This window comes from Phycisphaeraceae bacterium (assembly GCA_019636555.1).
Lineage (GTDB): Bacteria > Planctomycetota > Phycisphaerae > Phycisphaerales > UBA1924 > JAFEBO01.
This window is the reverse complement of the sequence record JAHBXH010000001.1, coordinates 1,016,434-1,029,905: the sequence shown is the minus strand read 5'-3', so window position 1 is coordinate 1,029,905 and position 13,472 is coordinate 1,016,434. Positions and strand designations below refer to the sequence as shown.

Genomic DNA, 13,472 nt, shown 5'->3' with positions numbered 1-13,472 from the left:
CTCCGACATCGGCACCACCGTCACTCGCGATGCCTGGATGATCCCGTTCCTCGGCCTGCTCGGATACGAACCACGGTACAACGCCCGTGCCCTTGACGTTGACGGCTTGTCGTTCGCCGTCTCCCACCGCGCCGGCGAGCCCGAGGATGCCCCGCCCATCCACATCGTGGGCGCACGGCAAGAACTCGGGCGCGTGGCCGCCTCCGCGAGGCCATCCGCGATGTGGTCAGCCACTGCATCTACGGAGTGGACCGCAACCCGCTCGCCGTGGATCTGTGCCGCGTGGCGCTCTGGCTGGAGAGCCACGCCGAGGGGCGGCCGCTCACCTTCCTCGATCACCGCATTCGGTGCGGCGACTCGCTCATCGGGGTATTCGATCTTGACGTGCTCAAGCAGGGGATTCCCGACAAGGCCTTTGAACCCCTGGAGGGCGACGACAAGGCCGCGGCCCGTGCAGCCGCGAAACGCAACCGCGGGGAGCGCGACCGGCCCGGGCTCTACCAGATGGACGCCGTGGAGTCGCTCAAGCGCCTCGGCGGGCACGCGCGCCAGGTGGATGCCATCGAGGATGACTCGCCGGAGTTGATCAGGCGCAAGCGCGACGCGTTCTCGGCGACCAGGGCTTCACCGGTGGCTGTCTCGCTCCGACGCCTGTGCAACCTATGGACCGCCGCGTTCTTTCAGCCGCTGACCACCACAGCCGGAACTGCCCCGCCAATCACAACCGGGGCTATCCATGACCTCGCGGCCGGGGGCGGGCGATCGGGCAGCGTCACGCATCAGACCATCGGCATGGCCGAGGGCCTCGCGGCGACGGAGCGTTTCTTCCACTGGCCACTTGAGTTCCCGGAGGTCTTTGAGGACGGCGGATTCGACGTCATGCTCTCGAACCCCCCCTGGGAGCGGGTGAAGCTCCAGGAGCAGGAGTTCTTCGCGGCCCGCGACAACCGCATCGCCACGGCGCCCAACAAGGCAGCGCGGTCGGCGCTCATTAAGCGCCTGCCGCAGGAGAATCCATTTCTGCATTCGGAGTTCACTGCCGCGATGCGCGGGGCCGAGGGGGCGAGCCTCTTCCTGCGGCACAGCGGGCGCTATCCGTTCTGCGGGCGCGGAGACATCAACACGTATGCCGTCTTTGCGGAGCTCAACCGTAACTTGACCGCGCCCGGCGGCCGCGCGGGCATTATCGTGCCCACGGGCATCGCTACGGACGATACCACAAAGTTGTACTTCGGCGACCTTGTTCAGACGCGGACGCTGGCGAGCCTATTCAGTTTCGAGAATGAGGAGTTCGTGTTCCCGGCGGTCCACCACGCTGCCAAGTTCTGTCTTCTGACAACTTGCGGTCAGGCAAAGCTGGTAAGCCGGGCAGAGTTCGTCTTTTTGGCCAGACGCGTGCGTCACCTATATGACGTCGCGCGGCGATTCACGCAGGGCGCGGAGGACATTCGGCTGCTCTCGCCAAACACCTTGACTTGCAAGATCCTTCGTACGGTACGGGATGCAGCGATTGTGCGCGCCATCCACGAGCGACTGCCTGTGCTGGACAACGAAGGTTTAGGACCTCGTGGCAATCCCTGGTCGCTGTCAGTTCGGCGCGTGCTAGACATGAACAAGGCATCCACTCTTAGACTATGTACAGAATCCAGAGACCGCCGGGCAGGTTCCCAGGGAAAAGGCGGCTTGACCGTTTTACCGTCGGCTTCGACGTACCCCAAATCGCCAGCGAAGTCCGCAAGGTCATGGGCGGTGTAGACCAGTTCCAGCACGCGCGGGGCGATCCAGTCCATCAGTTCAACCGAGCCGTTCCACGGGCAAGGAGCTCGGAAAGTGGAGGGATGAACTGTCGGAATCTGCCGGAGTATGTAGTCAGAGAGGTGATTGCCACCGATCGACTGTCGCGAGAGGTAATCAAAGATGACCGAGTTCAATTCTGCAAGAAGTAGCGAAGCATCGATGGCTCGTTGATCCGAGTCGATGAAGCCGATTCTGATGGTGAAATCAGTGCCGCTTCGCGGCAGGATTGTGGCGGTTGTCGTTCGTTCAAGACCAGAGGATGTAATGTCTCGCCATGCAAGGAGCCACTGGCATGGCCAGCGACCACGAAGCGCATCCTCTACGTCCTGCGCGCCAATCCAGTAGTATGGCAACGTGGCAAAGGTGGGGTCTCGGTGCTCCTGATCTCCTACTTCCGGCAGCTTGCCCTGTCTGAGTTGTGCTGCAGTCTGACCTTCGTAGGTGCCGAACCGATGATCGAACTGGTGGAACATCTTCCCCTCGAACACGGGCTGGCTGTGCTGCGCATCTCACGGACTCCCGGTCTGACATCGAACGGCGGTTCCTTGAGGCCCTCGCATCAGGCCGACATCGGCTTCCGGACGAGGCGCAGAAAGCCATTGAGAACCCTCGATGCCTGCCGGATTTCTTCTACACCCCCAATGTGTGCGTGTTCTGTGATGGAGCTGTACATGACGGTGCAGTTCAAACTCAACGCGACCAATCTGTACGAAGGGAGCTGGAGAGTCGCGGATATAGAGTTGTATCGATCCGGTACGATCGAGAACTAGCCGCGCAGTTGGCAGAGCATCCTGACCTCTTTGGATGACTTCGGAGGGGCTGGAAGGCGGAAAGGCAGACGCGCAGATGGCCCAGTCTCATTCCAAGCGCCCCTCACCGCGGGAGGTATTCAACGATCCCGCCAAGCACATTACGTTTCTTTGTGCGCCCACGGACGATCAGTTCGAGGGCCAGCATTTCGACCGAAAGGAGGCTGGTCGCCCGGGGCAGAGTCGAGGCGACGTCAAGAAGGAGTTGGAGGGCACGAAGGAGCTGGTGCGTAAAACGCTGTCCGCGTTCAGCAACGTGAACCAAGAGGGTGGAGTTCTGGTGCTTGGAATCGCGATCGATGGGCAGATTGTCGGGCTTGACCATCTCGATGAGGACGCTCACAACAGCCTATCCAACCCCTCTCAGTTATTGAAGAACCATCACATTGAAGTGAAGCTCCACCAACTTCCTGATCGTGACGGTGTTGCTCGCGATGTCCTGATTTACTACGCGGGGTATGTCGACAACGCCATTTGCGAAACCGCTGGCCGCGATGCGCGGTTCTGGCTCCGCCAGGGAAAGCAGTCGATTCTGGGAGACGATTCGGCCCGCGATCGAATCAAAGCGACGAAGCGCATTGTCGACTTTGAGCGCCGGTTCTGCGACCCATTCGTCGAGTCTGCCGTCGACGCGGGCGTTCTGAAGGAGTACCGATCGGAATGCCTCAAGCAAGGGTCGTTTTCCGGAAACGACAGTGAATTGCTGGCGAACCTTGGTGCCGTCGGCCAGGATGACAAGGGCAAGTTCTTCACGAACGCTGGGATGCTGTTCTTCGGTGCTAACCCAGAGCGAGTGCTGCCCGCACGAAATATCCGGCTGATCCGTTTTGATGCTGCGATGGCCGACCACGAGCGCAGGGGCCTACCCACGTTCGATCGCACCTTCGCTGGCAGCACGACGCAGCAATTGCGATCTCTGCGTTCCTTCTTTCGAGAGTCAGGGTTTTTCCGCACGTTTCAGGTTCGGCGCCCAGAGGGTGGGTTTCGAGATGTTCCCGAATTCCCCCAGATCGCCGTTGATGAGGCAATCGTGAACGCTGTCGCTCACCGTGACTACGCGATCGCAGAACCAATCATCTGCGAAACGTATCGGGATGCATTCGTTGTTCGAAATCCGGGGCGATTGAAGCAGCGAGGGAAGGACCTGCCTGAGTCGTTTAGCCTCGGCGACACGCGGTTGGAATCTGTACGAAACAATCCAATGCTCCTAACGTGGCTTCAGACCGTGCGGGACCCGGAGGGGGCTGCATATGTCCAGGTGCTCAGCGAGGGCACGCTCAGAATGCGAGACGAGATGGCTCGCGCGAGCCTCCCACCACCGGAGTACCGGTTGGGGCACGCCGACACTGAGGTGCGACTGTTCAATGACATCGCCCGCAGGGAAGTCGAATACCGGCACGAACAAGTCCCAGTGGCGGACGAGTACGCTAACCTATTCGCGCTACAGATAGTGTCTGAAGGCGGGGCGCCCTCAGATGCATCACCCATACGCGAACGTCGCGACGAATTGTTCAGCACGCTGCGAGATAGCCTTCGTGGCCACGAGTGGCATGTGGATCGAATGGCGCACGGGCGCATCGTGGCGCACAGGCGAGGTGCCGACTACGCCGATGTCCCAGAGGTCGTTCGGAGTCATGTCCGGTTCTTTCCGGCGTTCAGCTTTAGATTCCGAGACTACGGCGACCAGTTGTATCTTTGCCTGGACTACGAGCTCCAGATCAAGAATGTCCTATCGGTTCAGCCGTTACTGCAGTACTTCAGCGCAGACGAGCTCGGCGGCCTGCGTGCAACGGTCAAGTGGAACGGGTGGCACTCCGCACGAATCAAGAGCATCGATGCGGGTTTAGTTACGGTCACGATGGATGAGTTTGAGAACGTCGAGAAGAGCCTCGGGACAGCAGATGTGATTCCGAATCTCCCGATGCGCCACATCGATCGACTGCTCCGTCGGGTGGCTCCGAGGTTTGACCTGCACAAGGTGAAGAAAACGCTCAGTTTGGCCAATCAGCCCGATGCCTCTCGGGTTCGCGCCGAGCGCACTCAAGCGGCGGCGAGTGCGCTGGCTGAGACGGTGTTTCCGCTTCAGTTTGGAGCGAACCGACTTCAACTCGTCACCGAACCCAAGGGGCTCGCGCGGCGAGGTTCAACCGATACGTCGCTCGCAGTGTTTCGCTTGACTGAGCCGAAAGTGCTCTTTCACGGAGATCAGCAGACGCCCGACATCCGGGACGGCATCACGCGATTCGGCTCTTATGCGCACGAACCGACTCAACTGGAGCTGGTGCCCATCTGTACCCAGGACAGCCGCGACCGCATGGCTGCGCTCATCGAGCGTCTGAAGGTGGGCAAGTACAAGTACAAGGGTTCAGAGCGTACGTTTGGAGCCAGATTTGGTTACCACACCGTCGTCACCACGGCATCAATCCAGGAGATGGTTGCCGAATGTGGACGGCTGCTCGAGGAGCACCCAACCTGGGCGGGTGATTCCAAACGTCAGCGTCTCTTTCTCATCGAAGCCCCCGAGGCAGGATTCAGTACCGACGACGAGGGATCGCCCTACTACGCAATGAAGCGACGTCTCTTGGAGGCCGGTATCCCGTGCCAGATGGTTGACACACCGACCTTGATCAACCCGGACTGGAAAGATCTGAACCTGGCGCTCAACATCGCGGCAAAGTGCGGCGTGACGCCTTGGGTCCTTCCGGACGCAATTCCTGACGCCGACTTCTTCATCGGGCTTTCGTACACGCAGAGCGAACGTGGCCCTGGGGAAAGGCTCATGGGATACGCCAACGTGTTCAATTCTTACGGCAAATGGGAGTTCTACTCCGCAAACACGGAGGCTTTCGGATTTGACCAACGGGAGCAACACATGGCTCGCCTGGTGGCGGCCACGATGAAGCGGCTAAGCCTGTCGGATTCGCCGCACATCCATTTCCACTACACGAAGAAATTCTCGCGATCGGAGCGTTTTGCGCTCCTCCGCGCGGCCCGATCGGTTCGACCGAATGGCACGTACTCCTTCGTGTGGATCAACCTCGACCATGGCCTTCGCTTCTACGACCGAAGGCCGGAGACGGATGGCTCGATTGCGAGAGGCTCCTACGTGGTGGGCGCCCCGAATCAGATCTACGTCTCTACAACCGGCTTCAACCCCTACCGCAAATCCCTGGGTACACCCCTAGTCCTGGAGGTGAACGTGCGAACAGAGCCGCCGGAAGGAAAGCCGTTCTCGCGTCCCGACCTACGTGCTTTGGCTGTACAGATCCTCAGTCTCACAAAGTTAAACTGGGGTTCAACAGACTCGCTTTGTGCCGAACCGATCACGACAAAATATGCGGGCGCCATCGCCTATCTGACGGCAGCTTTCCTACGCCAAGGAGGCCAATTCCGGCTTCATCCGGTACTTGAGCAAACGCCGTGGTTCATCTGACGGTCAAAGCGATCTAGCCTATCGGATCACCATGCAGGAGCGATCTCGGGCCGAGCCGGTCAAAGGCTTAATAGGCGCCGCGGAGATCTGTCGCGTCTACGAGCTTTTGAAACTCCCCCAGGATGTCCGGGCATCGCTGAGACAGGTATTTCACGACGCCCGCGTTGTCGAGCAGTTTTCGCAGGTATGCGACCGCCAGCACGAGGTTGAGTGTGTTCTTCCCGTGCGACTCCTCGATCAAGAGGAAGTCCTTTCCTAACAGTTCCATTTCCCGTTCCATCCGCGAGAGATCCTCGGGCTTCATGCCGGGCAGTACCTTGGTTTTTTCGGCGCCGACAAGGTCCTTCTCTGGCGTCGCCGCGATCAAACACATGGCGTAGTCGGTCGAGAAGTTGTTCGCAGCGATCATCAATTCCGCCATCTCGATCTGGCGCATCGGAGACGCACGTTTTATCTCCCGCAACCCCTTTGCGGTGACATTCTTGTCCTTGAGAAGCACCACTGCTTCGGGGCAAATCCCGGTGAGCAAGTCCCGCTTGTTTCGGATCGCCTTTGCATCAACGCTAAGAGTGGAGGCGATACGTTCCTCCGAAACTCCGTTCTCCAGCGCACGCATGATCATGAAGTGCTCCTGGATCGGGGCCATGCGGTTCACTTTGTGGTTGTAGGTGAACGCTTCGTCGTCCTTGGCGATCAAACAGAAGGCATCCGTGCGCCCGAGTTCTTTTAGGACATCCAAGCGGAAATGCCCGTCCAGAAGCGTAAATCGGCGCTCGTCGGCGCTGGATGCCTCCTGCGGGTAAACGATTAACGGCTCGATCAATCCAATCTCCCGGATCGACGCGAAGAGTCTGAGATACTGCTGTCCCTTCCGCATCTCAGGACGCACCGTACGAACGGGAAGAATCTGTCCGATCGGGACCATCACGCCGTTCGGATCAAACGCCATCTGGACAGCCTCTGGCATGTCAACCTCCGTTCCGACCGATCTGATCCGCGAGGAACTGCGGCAATGTCACTAACTTCGCCGACTGGAGAATCGCCACAAATTCCCGGTCTGCGAAGAGTTGTTTGAGAGCGCTTGCAACGAAGAGGAGGCGGGTTTCGCAGACTTTTGCCTTGTGCACGAGCAACCGCTGCTTGGCACTCTCCCGCTTGTACGCCTGCATGAGCGTGTCGCTATTCAGCAGTTTCTTGGGATTCTTTCGGCCTGCGTACCTCATCGACTTGCCGACAACACGCCGCACCTCGATTAGCCGGCGTGCTTTCAGCAGTTGCTTCCCCCGGAGACTCTTTGATTCATAAGCCTCCGCGAGCGCTCGTTGGACCTCCTGATCTTCCGATGTCGCGATCGTGACGGCAATGTTGATGGGGATCTGGCCGCCCTCCACTGCTTCGATCAGCCGAGTCTCGCCCTGCTTCAACAGACGGAGGATTCCCTTCACATACGACTGATTCAGGTCAGTCTTTTGGGCAATCTCGGCGATGCTGTACCCGCGTTCCTTCAGATTCCCAATTTCCCGGAGCATCTCGACCGAGGTCTGACGTCGACGGGCGAGATTCTCGGCAAGACTCATGAGTAACAAGTCCTCCCGAGATGCATCGATTACGAGCGCCGGCACCGTGGTATCGCCGAGTTGCCGGCATGCCTCAAGCCGCCCCTGACCGCAAACTAACTCATAAAGAGACTTGCCATCGCGTGATCCCCGTTGGACCACAGTGATCGGCTTCTTGAGACCAAGGCTCGAAATGTTGGTCACGATCTGCCTGAACTTCACCTTTCCCCGCTCGCGAGGATTCATGATCGTGATCTGATCAATCGGGATACGTACGACGTTTATGTCTCGATGGTCGATCACGCGGCACCCTCGATCTGAATGATCTTGGCCATCCCAAAGAAGAATTCGAGGGATTCAAACCGAAACGTGTCGATCGATGCACCGTTGAATTCCGCAAGCCGAAGCTCGGGCATCTCCAAGTCCATGGCGGGGAGCAAGTAGTAGTCGGTGGGCTGTTCGTTGTCCGAGTCCATTCGAGCCACGATGTGGATGTCTGTAACTTGTTCTTGCGGAACGCGAAATCGCCACCGGAACGATCCGTTGGGGGTGGTCCTACAGCGCGCAAGATAGAGCGACGCGCTGTAAAGTCCGTTGATGACGAAAACGTCCGACGTCTCATCTTTCTGCACCGTCGCGCCCATCGTCTGCAGGTCCTGAATCATGTCCCCGAGGAGCCGCGGATGTGTTTGGTTGAGATGCCGATTGATCTCGAGGTATTCAAAGTTCCGCTCCGGGACATAGCCAGCCAAGCGGTAGGCGTTGATGAGACTTCCAAAGCGGCTGCGGTAGACAGAACTTGACGGCATTCCGTCGGTTTCATCAATCAAGGCGCCGGTGAGTTCGGGGTGGACGGCGAGCAACGTCCTCAAGCGAGCAAGCATCTCATCGTTTGTGAAATGTCGATTGCGCTCCTGGATGATGCCGCGCGCCATGAAAAACAACTCGGCATCGATGATGCCTTGGAACGCGCCATCGCAACGTACCCACATATCCGGCGGATTTGCAACCCTCTTTTTCTTGAGCTTGAAGGACATGCGGTTGTAGACGTTGTTTCCGATGTACTTTTCGTTGGCCAGAATCTGGTGAACCATGCTCCGGGTCCATAGGCGCTCGCACCCCGACGCGATGCCGGCAGTGTTGAGAGCGTCCGCGATCATCCGTTCGGTCTTGTTGTGCTTCACGAACTGCTCGTAGATCGAACGGACAACGTCGATTTCGTCCTCGGGTCCGGGCACCAATTTGACTCGGTCGGTCTGAAGACTTTTCTGCTCTCCGCGCTTGAGCAATCCCTTGGACGCGCCCGTCACATCAAGCAACATCCGACGAAGTCCATATCCGGCCGGCCCACCCTGCCGATAGCCGAGCTGGATGAGCCTGCACTGGCCTTTGAAGACCTTGTTCGAGAGCTCCCTGCTGTACTCACCCGCCATCGCACGCTTGACCCCCTTGATGATGGTTGACACGGGGCTGCCGTCGTTTGCGAATTGCTCCATGCAATACTCGACATGGATGCCCATTCGTTTACAGGCGTACTCGTAGTACGCGCTTTCGTCGGAGTCTTGGAATCGGCCCCAACGGCTGACGTCGTAGACGAGTATCGCTTTGTACTCAGCCCGACCATTCTGGACATCGTCAAGCATCTGACGAAGCGACTCGCGCCCCTCGATGCGAAGCCCGCTCTTCCCATCATCTGCATAGGTTTTCACGATCTCGTACCCGCGCGACTTGGCGTAGTCGGCGATCGCATCGCGCTGGTTTTCGGTGGAGTATTGCTGGTGCTCCGTCGACATCCGGACGTATTGCGCTGCCCTCACTCTTGGCCGGTCGGGCTCGCTGTTCGCAATCAGTGTCATCGGCGGCTCCACAATTCAATGGATGTCGTGTACGTCCAATCAGCCGATGACCGTACCGCTCTCGTCCGGATCACCTGTTCAACAGCGATCCAACCGCTGTTGAATTTCTGTTCAACGAACGACCAGCTCTCTTTGCAGTATGAGTCCATAGTGATGGGGGTTTCTGCCGTCGATCATGTCGGCGAGGTCGGCCATACGCGCGTCGCGGAGCTTGGAACGAAGACCACACACAGTGCTCCGAACCGTGGAAGCGGTTCGGGTCGCGGCCCAAAGCTCGTCCAACAGTCGATCTGTGGAGACGTACTCATTCGGCCGTCGGGACAACCGTTCCAGGACGCGGAACCCCATGGTGTAGCCGAGAAAGCAGGACCGCTGATTCCAGCGGACCGTATAAGTAGATCGATCCAAGCGAAAAACCATGTCGCGGTCTTCAATGACGACGGCGCGAGGGGGTGGTGGAGGCGTAGGAAGCTGGTCGATGAGGTCGCTCAGCTCGTCGACATGAGCAAGCACCACGACAACACTGGCACGCAATGCAGCGGCGATCTTGAGAATCCGTTCGGTTTGGGCGGTGCTCATGCCAACCTCTGAGAATGGCCAGAACAGGCTGGTGTGGGACGACGACGACGTCCTAACGGGAAGCCCAAACCCCCTTGACTCTGCGTTGGTGACCGCCCTCCTATAGACTGGAACTCGGCGGGATTCGTGCGGACGTGTGGTCCGACGTAATTCCACCTTGGTAAGGAGAATCTGCCCTCCACGGTCCGCTCACCGATTCGAGCGTGCCGACATCCTGACGACGCGTGAGCGTTCGATGCTGTCTCACAGGAAACCGCCAGCCTGGGCTTCCGGCCCTTGTATCCGCATGGCAGCACATCGGACCGCGCCCCCGCAAGGGGGCGTCGGCCGAGTGCTGTGCTATGCGCCCCCTGGCGGGGGCCCTGTGAGCAGGCTTGGTTCGGCGCCCTCTTTTTTCGCGCCAATCAATCCGCCTCGCTCGCTCCTGCCGCTTCCGAGAGAGGGCATGGGGATATCGCATGGCGCTTTATCAGATCAAAAACGACGAGTTGGTCCCGGTGAGCGAAACAACCTTCGCCGAGCAGGGAATCCGTGAGCGCGAGCATCTCCAACAAATGCTGCTCAAATCAATCGACCTTGTTGCACCCGGCACAATGGTGATCACGCAGGAGTTCGATGAATGGGATGGCAGCAAGCGGCGCACCGACATCCTTTGTATCGACAAGGATGCCAACCTCGTCGTGGTCGAACTCAAGCGCAACGACGACGGTGGCCACATGGAGCTCCAGTCGCTTCGGTACGCCGCGATGGTTTCGCAGATGACGTTCGAGCAGCTCGTGGATATCCACGGGCGGCACCTTGCCAAGCACGGCGGGAATGCCTCGGATGCCGAAGCTGCCATCCTCGATTTTCTCGGTTGGGACCAGCCCGACGAAGAACGGTTCGGTAACGACGTCCGGATCGTGCTTGTCTCCAAGGACTTTTCTCAGGAAATCACCACCACAGCTCTCTGGCTCAATGAACGCGATCTCGACATTCGTTGCGTGCGAATGCGCCCGCACGAGCTCGATGGCCGCATCGTTGTCAACATCGAGCAGTGTCTGCCGTTGCCGTCGGCCGAGCAGTACCAGATCAAAGTGCGAGCGAAGTCGATCACCCGGCGCGAATCGCTTCGTGCGGCGGGCGAGCCGACCGGATATTGGTTCGTCAACGTCGGCGATCATTTCGAGAACGCCGGCCGCTCGTGGGATGACTGCAAGAAGTACGGATACCTCAGCGCCGGGGGTGGACCTCGCTGGATCGGGGCCATTCGACGGCTGCCGGTTGGCGAACACGTTTTCGCGTACGCCAGCGGCAGCGGCTATGTCGGTTACGGCCGGATTACCGCGGAAGCGGTTCCGCAAAAGGATTTCGTAGTGCCGAGCATGCAACGGAAGCTCATCGAGCTGCCGCTCCATGCCAAGCCGAATCCAAAGACACTCGACAATCTCGAAATCTGCGATTGGTGTGTAGGGGTGGAATGGCGCTCGACACGCGACCGAACCGATGGAGTCTTGCCCCAGCTTGCCCATCGCAACACTGCGTGCCAGATCAAGCAACCGGACTTGGTACGGCAGTTGCTTGACGTCTTCGCGCCCGACGAGACAACTCGTTCCGCCGGTGCCAAGTAGAGCTCGCTAGCCCACGTATACAAATGGTGCAGATGTCCGGACCGCCCGCACCGCCATTTCGAGCGCGTCTGGGCCGTCATCATGAGCCCCCAGCGGGAACTGCCGCAACTGCTCGATCAGCAGCAGCTGCCTCCTCGAAAACATCAAATGGCCCTGACTGATCAGCGGCTCGAGCGCCATGATCCTGGCGCGCTTGTCCGTGCTATTTGTCACTGACGTCACCGGGAGCGACGTACCCGACTCTCTTGCGCGGGCTTTGAGTTGTTCCACGAGCAACTGCTGGAAGCCGTTCGCTTCCACATGGAAGTACCCGTACCGGTACAGCTTGGCGCGATCGATGATTCTCGCGATCGTGCGATCCGGCGTGCAGATTTCCAGCGAGGCATCAAGGACATAGATCAACTGGCTGTTGGTTGGCCGAAGAAGCGTGATGACGGCCGAGTAGTCCCCGCGTCCGCTCCGGCTTCCCACACTGGGATCGCACGCGCCCGCGATTCGGCACTTGCCCTTGAAGCGCTCGTACAGATCCGCCGCCGTCGGAAACTCCTTGTCCCAGTAACGAATGTTTTCCTCGCGGAAGATGCACTGCTCCGGATCAACGGGCTGGTTCTGCTTCTCGGATTGAAAGCTCGTACGTCCTTCTCGCACGCGCATCGTCATAAGCGAGTGATAGTCCTCGAGCTCTGGCCAAAGAACCCGTGTGCCTTCGAGCATTGCGCTCTGATTTTGCTCAAAGTATCGAGCGGCAGCAGCGGGCCCGGAGCGACTATCTGGAGTCGGGAGCGGAGACATTTCGCTTGGTTGGCTTACCGGAGGCTGAGGAGCCTGAGCGACCGACTTGCCCGCGGGTGAAGTCGTCCCGTGGGTGGCCGGCTGCTCGGGGGGGAATTGCTCTCGTCCTGAGTAGATCGCCTCCCATGTTTCCCAGAGTTCGCCGTGCACACTCCACTCTTCGACCGCTTGATACAGACGCCGCTGCCAACCATTGATCGGTTGACTTCCGGGCAGGCCAACGAGAGATGCAAGCAGCGAGTCGTGATGCAGGATCGTCCCCACCACGACCACATTCGTCTCGGGATTGCCCAGCTTGAGCAGCGTGCTGTCGAACCACTGCCGGAGCTTGGCGCGGCTTTCGGCGGTCTGGACCAGGGAGTGGTCTTCCAAATCGTCCGTGATGATGAGGCTGGGCCGATGCTGACGCTGCCGGAGACCGCGCATCCGCTGATGCGCGCCCAGCGCCCGCACCGCCGTGTTGTTGGGGAGGACGATCTGGTTGTCCCGAAACGGTTTAGGACCCTTTGCCGTCCCCAAAGGACCGCAGACTTCGGGAAAGTCCCGCTGGAGCAACGGGTTATTGAGTAGCTCGTCCTTAATATGCCGGAGCATCTGGATCGCCTGCTCGCTCGACGCCGACACGATCACGGTCATCGGCTCGACCTGATGCAGCGCGGCCCAAAGGACATACGCCAACCCCACCACCGTCGTCTTCGCATGGCCACGCGGCGCGGCCACCGCTGCTCGCTGTCCGCGCTTGGTTTTCAAACTGTCGAGGAGCTGGAAGAGCTCTCGATGCATCCGGGACGGCGCGAACTTGAAGTGGTGACGAAGATAGACTGCCGCGAAGGCGGCTGGAGAGTGCTCCGCCACCCTGCGACGTTGCTGAGAAAGCAGTTCTTCCGCGCGGCGGCCGGTCCGCGCCGCGACCAACCGAAGCTGGGCGACTCCAAAATCAGTGCGAGCGGGCCATGCCGATGCAGTCCCGTCCGCCTCCGCGGTATTCATGTCTTCCTTCCGTGAATTCGTTGCGCGATTCCCTCGTCCTTGCTGGGCCC

8 protein-coding genes are annotated in these 13,472 nt (G+C 59.4%); 3 read left to right on the top strand and 5 right to left on the bottom strand.

Annotated elements, in window-relative coordinates:
• Nucleotides 1-246 precede the first annotated feature (246 nt).
• Together KF691_04200 and KF691_04195 are read left to right on the top strand one after the other, a co-directional pair.
• Nucleotides 247-1,755 carry a hypothetical protein gene (locus KF691_04200; protein MBX3388638.1) on the top strand — a complete coding sequence of 503 codons (1,509 nt, stop codon included), beginning with the start codon at nucleotides 247-249 and terminating at the stop codon, nucleotides 1,753-1,755.
• An 888-nt stretch (nucleotides 1,756-2,643) separates the two neighbouring features.
• Complete coding sequence (locus tag KF691_04195) at nucleotides 2,644-6,039, top strand: putative DNA binding domain-containing protein (GenBank protein MBX3388637.1); 3,396 nt, start codon at nucleotides 2,644-2,646, stop codon at nucleotides 6,037-6,039.
• A 67-nt stretch (nucleotides 6,040-6,106) separates the two neighbouring features.
• Here the strand turns inward: KF691_04195 and KF691_04190 are convergent, their stop codons facing one another.
• The 4 genes from KF691_04190 to KF691_04175 all read right to left on the bottom strand — a co-directional run bounded on the left by KF691_04190 (nucleotide 6,107) and on the right by KF691_04175 (nucleotide 10,030).
• A complete protein-coding gene (locus KF691_04190; protein ID MBX3388636.1) occupies nucleotides 6,107-7,006 on the bottom strand; it encodes a ParB N-terminal domain-containing protein in 900 nt (299 codons plus the stop codon).
• A gap of 1 nt (nucleotide 7,007) precedes the next feature.
• Nucleotides 7,008-7,898, bottom strand: coding sequence for a ParB/RepB/Spo0J family partition protein (locus tag KF691_04185; protein MBX3388635.1), 891 nt, complete (start codon nucleotides 7,896-7,898; stop codon nucleotides 7,008-7,010).
• Entirely contained in the window at nucleotides 7,895-9,451 is a 1,557-nt protein-coding gene (locus KF691_04180; GenBank protein MBX3388634.1) for a recombinase family protein, read from the bottom strand. The genes KF691_04185 and KF691_04180 overlap by 4 nt, the downstream gene beginning before the upstream one ends.
• A 111-nt stretch (nucleotides 9,452-9,562) precedes the next feature.
• Nucleotides 9,563-10,030: a winged helix-turn-helix domain-containing protein gene (locus KF691_04175; GenBank protein MBX3388633.1), complete on the bottom strand. Its 468-nt coding sequence runs from the start codon at nucleotides 10,028-10,030 to the stop codon at nucleotides 9,563-9,565.
• 458 nt (nucleotides 10,031-10,488) lie between these two features.
• On the opposite strand from KF691_04175, the gene KF691_04170 reads away from it, so the two are divergent.
• On the top strand, nucleotides 10,489-11,640 hold the full coding sequence (locus KF691_04170) for a DUF91 domain-containing protein (protein ID MBX3388632.1): 1,152 nt from the start codon (nucleotides 10,489-10,491) through the stop codon (nucleotides 11,638-11,640).
• Between the two features lie 6 nt (nucleotides 11,641-11,646).
• On the opposite strand, the gene terL is transcribed toward KF691_04170, so the two are convergent.
• A complete protein-coding gene (gene terL, locus KF691_04165; GenBank protein MBX3388631.1) occupies nucleotides 11,647-13,422 on the bottom strand; it encodes a phage terminase large subunit in 1,776 nt (591 codons plus the stop codon).
• Between the last annotated feature and the right edge of the window lie 50 nt (nucleotides 13,423-13,472).